The sequence below is a fragment of the Cohnella endophytica genome, assembly GCF_003628305.1.
Taxonomy (GTDB): Bacteria; Bacillota; Bacilli; order Paenibacillales; family Paenibacillaceae; genus Cohnella; species Cohnella endophytica.
Genome location: NZ_RBZM01000002.1, coordinates 201,969 through 216,495 on the forward strand (window position 1 = coordinate 201,969; position 14,527 = coordinate 216,495).

Here is a 14,527-nt window from a genome sequence, read left to right on the forward strand (position 1 = left end):
AGAAGAGCCATGCCGCGGGATCGATTACGATCTTCGTTGCATGGCTCATCATCTATGTATCGCTTATTGATATTGGGCTTTGGCCGCGATTACGAATTGCTCGAAGAAAGCGTCGTCTTCTTCCAGCAGTTCGTCTACCGCTTGAATCTCCTCTTCGCTACCGGGTTGATTACTGAAATTCAGAGCATAGCTCCAATTGTTCCTGCCGTTGTTGCTTTGGATCGTGACCTCGTAAGGCTGCTTATGATTCTCGACCTCGAATTGCACGATTCCAACGTATCCGGATTCTTCGTCTTGGCTCGCTTTTACGCTTAGAATATGAACTTTCATCCGCTCACCTCCTCATGAGAAGATACATTATGTATCTATTAATTGCAACATTTTATTTGATTATAAACAGAATTGTAGGAAAACGCTTCCCCACCTATTGACACGATACATTTTGTATCATAAATTACTAATAGAACGTTTATCAGGTGTCAAGGAGCTATTCCATATGAGAATGGGAGAACGACTGCGGGAGTTGCGGCTTCGCCGAAAGATCTCACAGGAGGAAGTCGCCAGACATATCGGTATTACCCGTTCGGCTTATAGCCATTACGAGATTAATAATAGGCAACCCGTATACGAGACGTTAATCAAACTGTCGGCCTATTTCGACGTGTCGCTCGATTATATTATCGGCGGCAGCTCATCCAAATCTACGCCCGATCATAGCGTCTCGCCGGATACCCGGGAAATTCTGACCTTGTTCCAGCTCATGAGCCAGGAGCAAAGGAAGAAATCGATTCATCTCATGACCGATCTTATGCGCCAAGATCACCGGGTAGACGGAAGCGTGTAGCGTCAGCGGGCTCTACTGGTTAGGATGCGGTCGGAAGCACGATTCGGAATTCGCAGCCTCCGTCGGGCGGATTGTGAGCGGTTATGCGTCCGCCGTGCAATTCGACGATCTCTTTGGCGATCGACAGGCCTAAACCGCTTCCTCCCGAGGAAGAATGGCGCGACTTGTCTTTCTTGTAGAAGCGATCGAAGATATAAGGCAAATCTTCCGACGCGATGCCCGCTCCGCTATCCGTCACGGTCACTTCGACTTCCCTTGTATCCGCCGACGCTTTCATCGAGATCCTGATCGCTCCGCCATCCGGCGTATAACGTAGCGCGTTATAGAGCAGATTGGCGAACACCCGGTCCATCCTCCGTATGTCGATAACGACTTTCAGATCCTCGGGGCAGTCATCGCTAAGCGTACATACGAAAGAAATGCCTTTCGTTTCCATCTCCAGCCCGTATTGCTCCGTTAATCTTTCTTTCCATCCGGCAAGCGGAATATCCTCCATGGACAATTCGACTTTTCTGGCCTCCAGAACCGATAATTCGAATAAGTCCTGAATGAGGGAATTCAGTCCCTCGACCTTAGATAACATCGAGCGAATCGTATAATCTCTCTGAGCAGGTTCGGAGATTACGTTATCCCTTAACGCTTCCAGATAGCCCTGCAACAGCGTAATCGGCGTTCTAAGGTCATGGGAGATATTGCTAACGAGTTGCGTACGGGATTGCTCCATCCTCTCCAAATCCAGCTTAGCGTCCGCCAAAGTGGCATTCGAGCGCTGAAGCTCCTCCGTCCGTTCCGCGATTTTTTCCTCCAATGAACTGTTCCACCCGATTAATTCGGTCGACATCCGTTCCGCTCGTTCGTAAGTCATCGAGAATCTCAAGGAAATAATAAACGAATTCATGACGATCAAGAAGAGCAATCCGAACGGCACGAGATCGATGGAACGCCACCATCCGTTATAGAACAACATGTCGTTGACGACCGTCAATACAAGGCCCGCTACTCCGATCAGCGCCAATCTCGCTCCTTCGCGGCTCCGCCTTGCGGACACGACCAGTCCCGCGAGAACGACCGCGCTGAAAAACAATACATACGTTTGAAAGGCCAATATCCACGAGGTGAAATGCAACGGCTTAACAACAATAACGCAGGCAATCAGCAAGGCCGCGCAGACGCTAGATATTCTGAACCAGACTCGCTTAATCTCTCCCGGATACATTGCACGGAAATAGCCAAAGCCCGACCATCCGCTCATCACGAACGCGATATACTCCAATCGGATCGCGGATGTCCAGTTAAGCGGCTCGAGCCATTGCACGATAAACCCTTCGCCGATCAACCCCGTTCGCATCCCTACGAACAAGCACAGCAAGGCGAACATTAAATTCGCGATTTCTTGGCGCCGCAGAAGGAACAAACCTAGGTGATAAAATCCGATCATGATCAAACAACCTAATACGATGAGCTCCTGAGCCACTTTCCTTGTATGTAAGCTTTGAATATGGTCCGAATCCCCGAGTACGATTTCCGTCCGTATACCGCCCCGGCGATGATCGAAGTTCGACACGGTCAACTGGATATCGGTTCGAGTATCGCGGGCATTGAAATAAACCGTGGCCGGCAATTGGCGCGGCGCGCTTATGCCTGCGGATAGCCCCGGGCGACCTCGCGACAGCACCGAATTGCCGTCGATGAACAGCTCGTACGCGGTAGATATATTAGGCAACCGGATCGCCATCATATCTCGCTGCGCGCGATGGAGAATCGTTAATCGATAGACGCCGTAACCTTGGTCGACGAGCGACATGCCGTTTCCAGCCCGAACGTTGCCCCATGTTCCCGGCACTTCCAGCGTCGTCGGAATCGGCTCCGCAGCTTCATTGCCGGTGGTGGACCGGAACCAATCGAAGCTCCATTCCCCGTCGAGCGGAATAACGCCATCCTCCGTCCAAGACCAGTCCGTGAGATCGATTTGCCCGTCGCTCGCCTTCGGCATTGGCTTAACGGGCTTGTCGGAGCTTATTATATTGGAACAACCGCTCAGCGTGATTGCGACGAATACAAGCGCCATGATGGCGACGACCGATCCGCTGCGCCGACGCCTCGGCGCAGTTGCTTTAGTAGGCCGCACTCAGCCTCTCCCCCGCTCAATCGTATGTTCGATGAGATAAGTATTCGAACGTCATTGTAACGGTGCATTGATTACTCGTCAACGCTTTCGTTATAATAAGTCATCAACACTCTTCAATTAGGGGAGGTAAACCATGAAGAGTTCGGAAGGTTCCATCCTCGTGATCGACGACGAGCGCGAGATTACAGAGTTGATTACTCTCTTCCTGGAACGTGAAGATTTCACCGTTTATACGTCGGATAACGGGACGGACGCGTTGCGGATCGCGGAATCTCTAGTACCCGATCTTATCGTTCTGGACGTCAATCTCGGGCGTATGGACGGTATCGAAGTATGTCGCGATCTGCGCAAGGGAGCCTGCGCCGACGTGCCGATCCTATTCCTCAGCTGCAAATCGGAGGATCGCGACATTATCCGCGGGCTTTCCGAAGGCGGTGACGACTATATTACGAAGCCGTTCAGCCCGAGCCAACTCGTCGCCCGCATACAAGCCCATATTCGGAGGCGCAGGACGCGCGAGCGGACTTCGACCGAGGAGCAAGTCGTATCCCTGAACTTCCCGGGCTTGGAAATCGACTTCCGAGGCTTGGAAGTACGCATGGAAGGCGAGCCTATCGCCTTGTCCGCCAAGGAGTTCGAACTGCTCAGCGTTCTCGCCCGCCAACCGAACCGGGTATTCCCGTTGGAAGAGCTATACCGGCGCGTCTGGCAGTCGGACAGCATGGGCGATACGCGCACGCTTATGGTTCACATCAGCAATCTACGCAAGAAACTGGAGATCGATCCTGCTCGCCCTCGCTGGGTTCAGACGGTACGAGGCTTCGGCTATCGGTTCTGTCCGGCGAACAACTGCGAAGAGCAATCCACTCTCTCTAATTGACGACAAAAGGAAGAATTCACGATTATGCAAATGGCAATGGACTGGCAAGATTACGAACTATTAGATACCGGAAACGGCGAGAAACTCGAACGATGGGGCGACGTCATCCTGCGCAGGCCCGATCCGCAGATCATCTGGCCTCTCCGCTCGGAGAACGCCGAATGGAAACAAGCGGACGGCCATTATCACCGGAGCGGCAGCGGCGGCGGACAATGGACGTACAAACGCGCGCTGCCCGAACGCTGGAACATCGCCTATGGCCCGCTCAAATTCCACATTAAGCCGACAAGCTTCAAGCATACCGGACTGTTCCCGGAACAAGCGGTCAATTGGAGTTGGATGATGAACAAGATTCGCGAAGCCGATCGTCCGATTCGCGTCTTGAACCTGTTCGCGTATACCGGCGGTGCTACGGTGGCTGCGGCTTCGGCCGGCGCCGACGTGTGCCACGTGGACGCGGCCAAAGGAATGGTCCAATGGGCCAAAGAAAATGCCGAGTTATCCGGACTCGGTTCGGCTCCGATCCGGTATATTACGGACGACGTGTTCAAGTTCGTTCAACGGGAAGAACGTCGCGGACGGCAGTACGAAGCGATCATCATGGATCCCCCGTCTTATGGTCGCGGGCCGAACGGCGAGATGTGGAAGCTCGAGGAAAATTTGTTCCCTTTCCTCGAATCCTGCATGTCGATTTTATCGGACAAACCGTTATTCGTATTAGTAAACTCCTATACGACCGGACTATCCCCGACGGTGCTCGGCAATCTGCTTAACCTAAGCTTCCGGCGCAAATTCGGAGGAACCCTGGATTGCGGCGAGATCGGCTTGCCGATTACGCGCAGCGGAATGACGCTTCCGTGCGGAATCTACGGACGTTGGGAGAGCGGCTCGTAATCGCCGCTCCGTTATCGAGGAGATGAACGGTTTGGTTAAACGCCTTATTCATTCGTTTACTATCGGCCTGCTAGCGATTTGGCTAGCGGGCTGTTCGAACGATTCGCAGACTGCTCCCTCTACCTCTCATGCGCCGACACCGAGCGAATCTACAGCGCCATCCAGCGCGCTACCTTCAAATCTCTCTTCGGCAAGCGCCACAGTCGATACCGGGACGACAACGCCGAAGGAACCTCAAGAGCCCGAGACACGCGAGGCGACCTTAATCGCGATCGGCGATATTATGGCTCACTCGCCTCAGCTTCCCGGCTACTACGATCAAGTAACGAAGCGTTATGATTTCTCTTCCTGGTTCTCGGAAGTAGCGCCGATATTTAGTCAAGGAGATTGGGTAATCGGCAATCTGGAGACGCCCATAGCGGGCAAGGATTTGAAATTTACGGGCTTCCCCCGGTTTAACGCGCCGAAGGAATTAGCCGAGGCCGTTAAGGGCGCAGGAGTACAGTTGGTGTCCACCGCGAACAACCATGCGATGGACAGAGGTTATCCGGGAATCCTTCGTACGCTCGACAACGTAAAAAAAGCCGGACTCATTCCGGTCGGCACTTCGTCAAGCGCGGTTAACCGGCAACGGCTAATTATCGAAGAGAGAAACGGCATCCGCATGGGATTCCTGGCCTATTCTTACGGAACGAACGGAATCCCCGTTCCCCCCGAGAAATCATACGCGATTAATTTGATCGACGTCGACGTCATTCGCGACGACATTGCCCGAATGAAGCAAGCGGGAGCTGACGTCGTCACCGTTTCCTTGCATTTCGGCATCGAGTATCAGCGTCTTCCGAACGCGGATCAGACCACTTTGGCGCGCGAGCTCGTCAAGTCCGGAGCGGACATTATCCTCGGCTCCCATCCTCACGTCGTCCAACCGTACGCGGAGATCGACGTGCCGGCGACCGAGAGCGATGACGGAACGGATAGGAAAGGCATCGTCATTTATTCGCTAGGCAACTTCATTTCCAATCAAACCGGAGATTGGAAAGACGTTGGCCTGATTTTTGGCATTCATCTCGTCAAGACGCGGCTCGACGACGGCACTTACGAGACGCACTGGGATAAAATCGCGGCCGAACCGACTTGGGTGCAAATTCTCGTCAAGAACAAGATCAAGACCTATAAGGTCATCCCCCTGAACCGTGCGCTGGCCAAGAAAGACATTCCGAGCTTAACCGCGAAGGATTACGCGAATTTGCGGATCAAGCTGAGCCAAATCAACAAGCATCTCGCGAAGCTAAGTCCTCATTTAAAACCGACTCCGGCAAAATAAACGCACTCATAAACCCTTACGCTTCTGTAACGACTTAAAAACGCCCCTCAGGACACCTGAGGGGCGTTCTTATTAGACCGATTATACTGCCGACGATTCCACGTTGTCTTCCTGAGAGGCCGAACGATCATCCTGTTCTCCCGAGGATGGCTTCTTCTCGACCGTCGGACTAGGTTCTCTCGTACCGGCTACCTTGCTGATCAAGTAGACGAGCAATTGGCGGTTATGACTTGACACTTGCTCGAGCGACCGGTTCACGATCGCGCTGCGCACGCCGATTCCGCGTTCCGCTTCCGAACGTCCTAGGGGCGTCATCGTCACCCATACGATGCGGCGGTCGCCTTCGTCCCGCTTGCGCTCGACCAGGCCTGCGCGTTCCATGCGGTCTAGCAGCGTAGTAATCGCCGCAGGGGTCGTTTCCAGATAAGGCAACAGGTCGGAAGGCTTCATCGGCTCGTGCGCCTGCATGAGCTCCAGCACTTCCAATTGCCCTGCCGTTAGTTGCGGAGCAAGCTCCGCCTCCATCTGCGCGTTCCAATCTTTCGTGAGCTTCGTCCAGCTTTTCACAAAATCCGCCGCGTTATCCATAGGGACGCCCCTTTCTCCCCGAACATTGCCTTCTCTTTTATTATACTCAGGCCCTATGTCGAAAGATAGATTAATGCAATTAAATATTTACGACATGAATCCGCACGTTAATGAACGCCGCGACAATTCGCGACATATACTGGTTACGAAATATGGGTAAATGCGGAGAATCGCGCTTGACGAGGAGGCGAGGCTCATGTCCTCGATGGACCAGAAAATCAAAGTAATCGGCCAGATGGCGCAGGATGCCGGATTAATAGAAGACCCCCAGTGGCTAGAACGGCTCAACGAGCCGGTGCCCCTGTGGGTCGTATTGGATTTGTTGCTACGATGGATCGACCGGACGGAATCGAACGGCGGCCCTTATGACTAATCTACGGGCGTCGCAAAGCGGCGGTCAATCGTCGAGTTAAGTGGATAGCGGTTTCCTGAACGCTTCGGAGAGTACATCCCCTCGATCTACGGCCGTCATGAGCTTTCCTTGCCCCTTGCGGTCGTCGATCGGCGCGTTCTCGGAATTGAATTCCGCAACGGAGCCGTTTACCGTCAGCGCTAACAAGCTTGCCGCTTCCTTGACGTGGAAGGCTGCGATTAATTTCGTCCCGTTCGGCCGAACGCGCTTGCCTTCCTTGAATTCGAACGTCTGGATGCCCTTGCCGCCTCTTCCCTGTTGCGGATAATCAAGCAACAGCGTACGCTTCGCATATCCGTAATCGGAAAGGACAAGCACTTCTCCTTCGTCCCCTACGACCGGAATCGCGCCGACGACCGAATCCCCGTCCTTAAGCGTAATGCCTCTCACGCCGCCTGCTACCCTGCCTTGCAGGCTTGCTTCGCTCTGGTTAAAGCGAATGCTCATGCCCTGCTCCGTGACGAGAAGCAGGTCGTCCGGTTGATCGGCGCGGAACACGTTCACGACTTCGTCCCCATCCGCTACTTTGCATGCCGCGATCGCCATACTGCGGCTTGTCGCATAATCGACGAGAAGCGTACGCTTCACCTGGCCGCGTTTCGTAATGAACACGAGCGTAGGGTCATTCGTAGCCGCAGCTTGTCCTTCAGCTGCTTGCGCGGCGACGAAATCCGCGTTTTTCGCCGGAATGACGCCGACGATGCGGTCGTCCTTAGCCAGCGGAAGCACGTTCACGATCGCCGTCCCCGTATCCTTCCACTTGAATTCCGGTATCTGATGGACGGGCAATAAGTAATAATAGCCTTTTTGAGTGAAAAGAAGGATCGGATCCAACGTGTTCAGCCCTAGGCTCCAGCGAATGACGTCGCCCTCTTTCACGCCCGCGCTGTCCAACTCTCCGCCCGAACGCGTGAACGATAGTAAGCTTGTCCGCTTAATATACCCTTCGCGGCTGAGCGTCACGAGAACCTCTTCCGCCGGCACGGTAACTTCCAAGTTGACTTTGATTTCTTCCACTTCGCCTTGGATAACCGAGCGGCGGTCGATGCCGTATTTTTCGCGGATTTCCGTCAATTCGTCCTTGATAACGTTCATCAGCTTGCGAGGACTTTCCAGGATCGACCGATAGAGTGCGATTTTCTTCAACGCTTCGGCGTGTTCCTTCTCCAACTGCGTAATCTCTAGATTCGTCAAACGGTACAATTGCAATGTCAGAATCGCGTCCGCTTGCCGCTCGGAGAAGCCGAATTGGGCAATCAAATTATTCTGGGCATCCATCCGGTTCTTCGAAGCCTTGATCGTCTCGATGATCCGATCGAGTAAATTCAAAGCCTTGACGAGCCCTTCCAGAACGTGGGCGCGGTCTTCCGCTTTCTCCAGATCGTATTGGGTGCGAAGCGTAACGACTTCCTTCTGGTGATCGATATACGCTTCGAGAATTTGTTTGATTCCGAGCTGACGCGGCGCCTTCTTCACGATCGCGACCATATTGAAGTTGTATGCCGTCTGCAGGTCGGTTTTCTTCAGCAAGTACGCCAGAATTCCTTCGGCGTCTACGTCCTTTTTCAGCTCGACGACGATTCTCAGGCCGTTTCTGCCGCTCTCGTCGCGTACTTCGGCGATGCCTTCGACTTTTTTCTCCATCCGGAGGTTGTCGATCGCGTTCACGAGCTTGGACTTGACGATCTGATAAGGAATTTCGGTGATAACGATTTGTTGCTTGCCGCCGCGCATTTCTTCGATCGCGGTTTTGGAGCGAATGTAGATTTTTCCTTTGCCGGTCTCATAGGCTTCGCGGATACCGTCTCCGCCCATAATCAAGCCGCCGGTCGGGAAATCCGGGCCTTTGACGATTTCCATCAACTCGGGCACGGTAATATCCGGCTTATTCATAACCGCGACGCAGGCGTCGATGATCTCGCGCAGGTTATGCGTCGGAATTTCCGTGGCGAAACCCGCGGATATGCCCGATACGCCGTTGACTAACAGGTTCGGATAACGCGCCGGCAGAACTACCGGCTCTTTGGCCGTGTTGTCGAAGTTATCCTTGAACAATACGGTGCGCTTCTCGATATCGCGCAGCAATTCCATTGCGATATTGGACAAGCGCGCTTCCGTGTAACGCATCGCCGCGGGAGGATCATCGTCCATCGAACCCCAGTTGCCGTGACCGTCGACGAGCATATGCGCCATTTTCCAATGCTGGGCCATACGTACCATGCCTTCATAGATCGAAGAATCGCCGTGCGGATGATAGTTGCCCATAACGTCTCCGACCGTCTTGGCGGACTTCCGGTAGGGCTTGTCCGGCGTGTTGCCGGAATCGTACATCGCGTACAGAATACGCCGTTGAACGGGCTTTAGCCCGTCCCGGACGTCGGGAATCGCGCGGTCCTGGATAATATATTTAGAATAACGCCCGAAGCGGTCGCCGACGACCTCTTCCAGAAATGCCGGCAAAAAATTTTCAAGAATGCTCAAGATGAACCTGCCTCCTTACTCCTCGATCTCCGTGAAATCGACGTTCTCGATAATCCAGCGCTTGCGGGGATCGATTTTGTCGCCCATCAACGTGGACACGCGTCGTTCCGCCTTGGCGGCGTCTTCGATCTGTACCTGCAGGAACGTACGCGTCTCGTAGTTCATCGTCGTTTCCCACAGCTGGTCCGGATTCATCTCGCCGAGTCCTTTGTACCGTTGCAACTCCGCGCCTTTGCCGATTTCCTTCATATAATTCGCAAGCTGGTCGTCCGTCCAAGCGTAACGCACCGTCTCCAACTTGCCGGATTTCCTCGTCAGCTTGTAGAGCGGCGGTTGCGCGATGAACACTTTGCCCGCGTCAATTAATGGCTTCATGTAACGGTAGAAGAACGTCAGCAGCAACACTTGAATGTGAGCTCCGTCCGTATCCGCGTCGGTCATGATGACGATCTTCGAGTAGTTGCATTCCTCGACGTCGAACTCCGAGCCGATGCCCGCTCCGATCGCGGCGATGATCGCCTTGTACTCGTCGTTCTTCAGGATGTCGGCGATTTTCGACTTCTCGGGATTCATCGGCTTGCCCTTAAGCGGCAAGATCGCCTGATATTTGGAATCCCGTCCTTGCTTGGCGGAACCGCCCGCCGAATCGCCTTCCACGATGAACAGCTCGTTGCGGGAGCTGTCCTTGGATTGCGCTGGCGACAGCTTGCCGCCGAGACTCGCGCTTTCGCTGCGCTTCTTGCCGCTGCGTATTTCCTCGCGCGCCTTACGGGCCGCTTCTCTCGCTCTGGAAGCTTGAATCGACTTCCGGATGAGCAATTGTCCGACCTGAGGGTTCTCTTCCAGGAACACGGCCATCTTGTCCGTTACGACCGCATCGACGGCGCTCCTTGCGGATGCGCTGCCTAGTTGATCCTTCGTCTGGCCGACGAATTCGACTTCGGACATTTTGATGTTGATGACGGCCATAAGCCCTTCGCGCAGGTCGTTTCCTTCGAGATTTTTCTCTTTCTCTTTGAGCTGCGCGGTTTTGCGGGCGTATTCGTTCATCACGCGGGTGTACGCGGTTTTGAATCCCGTCTCGTGCGTGCCGCCTCCGCGCGTAGGAATCGAGTTAACGAACGAAGCCAACGTTTCCGTATAGCCGTCGTTGTACTGCAATGCGATCTCGACTTCGATGTCGTCCTTCTCCGACGTAAAATGGATGACGTCATGAAGCACAGACTTCTCCTCGTTCAAGAATTGAACGAATTGGCGAGCGCCGCCTTCGTAATGGAAAGTATCGGATTTGCCGCTGCGATCGTCCTTGATGTTGACCTTAAGGCCCGAATTCAAGAACGCGATTTCCTGCAGGCGTTCCGACAACGTGTCGTAGTTCATGGAGACGTGGCCATGGAACACCTTCGGATCCGGTTTGAACGTGACTTTCGTGCCCGTTCTGTTCGTGTTCCCGGTCACTTCGAGGCTCGTAACGGGCTCGCCGACATGCTCTACGCCCGCCGCGTCGACCCAAGTCTGGAACCTCATTTTATGTACTTTGCCTTCGCGATAAATCTCGACCTCGAGCCACTCGGACAAGGCATTCGTTACCGATGCGCCGACGCCGTGCAAACCGCCCGACTTCTTGTAGCCCCCGCCGCCGAACTTGCCGCCCGCGTGAAGGATCGTAAAGACGACTTGGGGCGTAGGAATTCCGCTCTTGTGAATGCCGGTCGGAATGCCTCGCCCGTTGTCCTGTACCGTCACGGAATTGTCCGTATGCACGGTGACGTCGATGCGCGAGCAATACTTTGCCAGGTGTTCGTCAACGGCATTATCGACGATCTCCCATAGTAGATGGTGCAGACCCGATGCCGTCGTGCTGCCGATGTACATCCCCGGCCGCTTGCGAACGGCCGTCAAGCCTTCGAGTATTTGAATATCGTCCGCGCCGTATTCGGTGCCGGCGATGGACGCGCTCTCCGTAAACAAATCGATTTGATCGGTCACGAATGGACCCCCTTGCTCATCTCTTGCGTCTATCTGTTGCAGACGCACTTCCATTTATTCTAATTCATGATGTCTTGCTTCGTAAAGACGGTGAATGAAACGATCAGCGCGGCAGCCCCCCAAATCGCGAGCACGGCCAGCGAAAAACCAAGCGTCATCCCCTCCACCGGAGGCGGCGTACCGCGTAAATACGAGGAAACTTCCAGATTGACGTTAAATAAATATTTTGCCGTTGTCCACGAAGAAGCCATGCTCGACAAGATCGTTCCCGCGATTATCGTCGCCATCATCGTCACGAAGCTGGCAGCGGTACTGCGCAAGAGCACCGACACCATGAGCGCGATGATCGACACGACGAGGGCCGAGAACCAGATCAGTCCCGCTTGCATGAGCAGGTAGACGCCTTGCGTAATCGCGTGGACGCCCGTCGTGTTCACGTCCGATCCTTGCACCTGAAACCCGACGAACACCGGCTCTCCCCATCCCTCGTAACCGAACACGAGTCCGGAAATCAGGTAACAGAGGAGCGCCGTCGTAATGACGATCAACGACACGTATAAGGTCAGGGTAGCCAACTTGGAAAATAAAATGCGCCACCTGCGCACGGGACGAGTCAGAAGCATCTTGATTGTGCCCGTCGAGCGCTCGGACGAGACTAGATCCGACGCGACGGCGAGCACCATGAGCGGGATAAACAAAGATACCGCGTTATCCATGAACGTTCTCGTGAAAGTGACGGCGTTCGGAGTCTGCGGATTGATGTCGTGATCCAAATAATACTGCAGCTGTTGCACGAGCGCGCGGCGCCACTTTTTCCATTCCTCGGGAATGCGTTCGCTGCTCAGCGCATTGGTATTATCGGTAATCCGGCTCTGCAGTTCCGCCCTCCAGTCCGTCTGGAACTTTTTCTCCGTATTTTGCGAAATCTTCATCTGCGCGTAGACGAACACTGGGATGAGGATCAGCAAGATGAGTACGATAACGGCGAACCGTTTCTTCTTCCATACTTTCAACGTCTCGTTCTGGATCAAGGCTAATAGATTACCCAATTCGCTCACCCTCCGTCAACTTCAGGAATAGCTCCTCCAAGGATGGCGCCACGCGTTGCACGGAGCGCACCGCGATTCCGGAGCCGACGAACCGGTTGACCCATCCGGAAACCTCTTCGTCTTCCATGACGGTGACGATCGGCTGCGAGAGCGATGACAGCAACGCTTCGTCAATGCGATGAGCCTCGTCGGACACCAATTGTACGCCGGCGTCTTTCTTAAGCATTTCCCTCGCTTCGTCGGGCCGATCGACCTGCCACACCGTATACGTGCCTGCTTGCGACACAAGTTCGTCGACTTCTCCGACCGCGATAACTTCCCCGCGGGCGATAATCGCCACCCGGTCGCACATGAGCTGGATTTCGCTGAGAAGATGGCTCGAGATGAACAAGCTCATGCCTCCCTCCGCCAGTTGACGGATGAATTCTCGCAGCTCTTTGATCCCTTTCGGATCCAAGCCGTTCGTCGGCTCGTCCAGAATTAACAGCTTCGGCTTTCCAAGCAGCGCTTGGGCGATTCCGAGCCGCTGGCGCATGCCCAACGAATACGTCTTCACTTTATCGTGAATACGCTGGTCCAGCCCGACGATGTCGACGACTTCGCCGATTCTTTGCCGCGTGATTCCTCGCTGCATCCGCGCGAAATGCTCTAGATTTTCCCAGCCTGTCATGAAGGCGTACATCTCGGGGTTTTCCACGATGCAGCCGATATGGGCGAGCGCTCTGTCCGGATGGGCGCCGACGTCTTCCCCGCATACGTAAACCTTACCAGCGGTAGGCTTGATCAGATTGACCAACATGCGGATCGTCGTCGTCTTGCCGGAGCCGTTAGGCCCTAGAAAACCGAAGATTTCCCCCGCTTGAACGTCGAACGAGACGTTATGAATAATCGGCTTTCTCCCAATCACTTTCCTTAGTCCTTGTACGGATAACACCGTTTCCGTTTGTTGCGAGACCTTCGCCATCCGTCGTCCTCCTCTGCCGGATTTATTGCAATGCCTGCACGACTCTTTCCGCGATACGGGCATAACCCAAATCGTTCGGGTGAAAATGGTCCGAAGAAAGATATTTCTTCAGCCCGAACTCGAACAAATCGTACGTCGGCACGACCGTCGCGTTACCGTCGGCCTTCGCCAATCCGAACGCATAATCGTTCCATTGCGATACGACCTTGCTCGCCGGCTGCATTTGCGGAAGATCGTAGAATGCGTTATACAAACCCACGTATACGATACGCGCCCCCGGATTCAGTCCCCTTATTTTGCGGAAAACGGCTTCCAGAAGCGGTTCCGCTTCCGGCAGACGCTTCAGAAGCAACTCCGGGGACAAATCGCCGCCTTCCGCCAACGTCCCGCCGTTCTGGGCGAATTGAAACAGATCGTTGCCTCCGATCGTCATCAAGACGATATCGGCCCTGCCTATCGCGTTAACGAAGCCCTTTTCCTCGAGCCTCACAATGAGCTGATCCGCTCGCAAACCGTTGATCGCGAGATTGTTAACGAGCTTAACCGGCTTTCCCATTTCCTTCGTCAAGCCGTCCGTTACGCGATTTACGTACCCGCCGCCCGTCGGATCTCCCGTTCCTTTCGTTAACGAATCGCCGATCGCCGTTACGTAGAGCTCTTTCTTCGCGCTCCAGTCGCCCCCCGAAGCCGTTTCCGACGGTGCCTCCCCCGAAGGAAGCGCAAGTCCGTCCTGAGGATACCATGTATCCTTAATCGCCCATGCGAAGCCCGTCAGCATGACGATCAGGCAGACGAGCGTCGTCCAGCCTAATACTTGCCATAGCCCTGAAGTCCGTTTCACACCCGTACCCTCCTCGATCCGATCGACGTTCCGCGCTTGTACCGAATTTTACCTTTCAATAAAACAAGAACAACCTCTGTTAATAACGATAACGGTTCCGGCGACAATTATCAAATGAATGCAACGACAA

13 protein-coding genes are annotated in these 14,527 nt (G+C 54.2%); 5 read left to right on the forward strand and 8 right to left on the reverse strand.

Annotation, left to right across the window (positions count from 1 at the left end):
* Positions 1-63 precede the first annotated feature (63 nt).
* Positions 64-330 (reverse strand): hypothetical protein, encoded by a 267-nt coding sequence (locus D7Z26_RS03055; RefSeq protein WP_120974596.1) that lies wholly within the window; start codon positions 328-330, stop codon positions 64-66.
* Between the two features lie 166 nt (positions 331-496).
* Between D7Z26_RS03055 and D7Z26_RS03060 the strand changes: the two genes are divergently transcribed.
* On the forward strand, positions 497-844 hold the full coding sequence (locus D7Z26_RS03060; protein WP_120974597.1) for a helix-turn-helix domain-containing protein: 348 nt from the start codon (positions 497-499) through the stop codon (positions 842-844).
* Positions 845-863: 19 nt separating this feature from the next.
* Here D7Z26_RS03060 and D7Z26_RS03065 read toward each other — a convergent pair whose 3' ends face one another.
* Positions 864-2,972 carry a sensor histidine kinase gene (locus D7Z26_RS03065; RefSeq protein ID WP_120974598.1) on the reverse strand — a complete coding sequence of 703 codons (2,109 nt, stop codon included), beginning with the start codon at positions 2,970-2,972 and terminating at the stop codon, positions 864-866.
* 133 nt (positions 2,973-3,105) lie between these two features.
* On the opposite strand from D7Z26_RS03065, the gene D7Z26_RS03070 reads away from it, so the two are divergent.
* The 3 genes from D7Z26_RS03070 to D7Z26_RS03080 are packed head-to-tail and all read left to right on the forward strand — an operon-like array spanning position 3,106 to position 6,073.
* Positions 3,106-3,852 carry a response regulator transcription factor gene (locus tag D7Z26_RS03070; RefSeq protein ID WP_120974599.1) on the forward strand — a complete coding sequence of 249 codons (747 nt, stop codon included), beginning with the start codon at positions 3,106-3,108 and terminating at the stop codon, positions 3,850-3,852.
* Positions 3,853-3,876: 24 nt separating this feature from the next.
* Complete coding sequence (locus D7Z26_RS03075) at positions 3,877-4,746, forward strand: class I SAM-dependent methyltransferase (RefSeq protein WP_120974600.1); 870 nt, start codon at positions 3,877-3,879, stop codon at positions 4,744-4,746.
* 31 nt (positions 4,747-4,777) lie between these two features.
* Positions 4,778-6,073, forward strand: coding sequence for a CapA family protein (locus D7Z26_RS03080; RefSeq protein ID WP_158602169.1), 1,296 nt, complete (start codon positions 4,778-4,780; stop codon positions 6,071-6,073).
* A gap of 81 nt (positions 6,074-6,154) precedes the next feature.
* Here D7Z26_RS03080 and D7Z26_RS03085 read toward each other — a convergent pair whose 3' ends face one another.
* Positions 6,155-6,661, reverse strand: coding sequence for a MarR family winged helix-turn-helix transcriptional regulator (locus tag D7Z26_RS03085; RefSeq protein WP_120974602.1), 507 nt, complete (start codon positions 6,659-6,661; stop codon positions 6,155-6,157).
* Between the two features lie 196 nt (positions 6,662-6,857).
* Here D7Z26_RS03085 and D7Z26_RS27230 point away from each other — a divergent pair, with 196 nt between their 5' ends.
* A complete protein-coding gene (locus tag D7Z26_RS27230) occupies positions 6,858-7,034 on the forward strand; it encodes a hypothetical protein (protein ID WP_158602170.1) in 177 nt (58 codons plus the stop codon).
* A gap of 36 nt (positions 7,035-7,070) precedes the next feature.
* On the opposite strand, the gene gyrA is transcribed toward D7Z26_RS27230, so the two are convergent.
* The 5 genes from gyrA to D7Z26_RS03110 are packed head-to-tail and all read right to left on the reverse strand — an operon-like array spanning position 7,071 to position 14,397.
* Positions 7,071-9,554 carry a DNA gyrase subunit A gene (gyrA, locus tag D7Z26_RS03090; RefSeq protein WP_120974603.1) on the reverse strand — a complete coding sequence of 828 codons (2,484 nt, stop codon included), beginning with the start codon at positions 9,552-9,554 and terminating at the stop codon, positions 7,071-7,073.
* A 15-nt stretch (positions 9,555-9,569) separates the two neighbouring features.
* Positions 9,570-11,543 (reverse strand): DNA topoisomerase IV subunit B, encoded by a 1,974-nt coding sequence (parE, locus tag D7Z26_RS03095; protein WP_120974604.1) that lies wholly within the window; start codon positions 11,541-11,543, stop codon positions 9,570-9,572.
* A gap of 59 nt (positions 11,544-11,602) precedes the next feature.
* Entirely contained in the window at positions 11,603-12,592 is a 990-nt protein-coding gene (locus D7Z26_RS03100; RefSeq protein ID WP_120974605.1) for an ABC transporter permease, read from the reverse strand.
* Positions 12,585-13,556, reverse strand: a complete 972-nt coding sequence (locus D7Z26_RS03105) for an ABC transporter ATP-binding protein (protein WP_233566586.1) — start codon at positions 13,554-13,556, stop codon at positions 12,585-12,587. The genes D7Z26_RS03100 and D7Z26_RS03105 overlap by 8 nt, the downstream gene beginning before the upstream one ends.
* Before the next feature lie 22 nt (positions 13,557-13,578).
* Entirely contained in the window at positions 13,579-14,397 is an 819-nt protein-coding gene (locus tag D7Z26_RS03110; RefSeq protein ID WP_120974607.1) for a GDSL-type esterase/lipase family protein, read from the reverse strand.
* Between the last annotated feature and the right edge of the window lie 130 nt (positions 14,398-14,527).

What these genes read in the sequence shown, in the direction of transcription:
- D7Z26_RS03070 (WP_120974599.1), top strand. Translation starts at nt 3,106, where the DNA reads ATGAAGAGTTCGGAAGGTTCCATCCTCGTGATCGACGACGAGCGCGAG.
- D7Z26_RS03105 (WP_233566586.1), bottom strand. Translation starts at nt 13,556, where the DNA reads ATGGCGAAGGTCTCGCAACAAACGGAAACGGTGTTATCCGTACAAGGA.
- D7Z26_RS03055 (WP_120974596.1), bottom strand. Translation starts at nt 330, where the DNA reads ATGAAAGTTCATATTCTAAGCGTAAAAGCGAGCCAAGACGAAGAATCC.
- D7Z26_RS27230 (WP_158602170.1), top strand. Translation starts at nt 6,858, where the DNA reads ATGTCCTCGATGGACCAGAAAATCAAAGTAATCGGCCAGATGGCGCAG.
- D7Z26_RS03085 (WP_120974602.1), bottom strand. Translation starts at nt 6,661, where the DNA reads ATGGATAACGCGGCGGATTTTGTGAAAAGCTGGACGAAGCTCACGAAA.
- D7Z26_RS03060 (WP_120974597.1), top strand. Translation starts at nt 497, where the DNA reads ATGAGAATGGGAGAACGACTGCGGGAGTTGCGGCTTCGCCGAAAGATC.
- D7Z26_RS03075 (WP_120974600.1), top strand. Translation starts at nt 3,877, where the DNA reads ATGCAAATGGCAATGGACTGGCAAGATTACGAACTATTAGATACCGGA.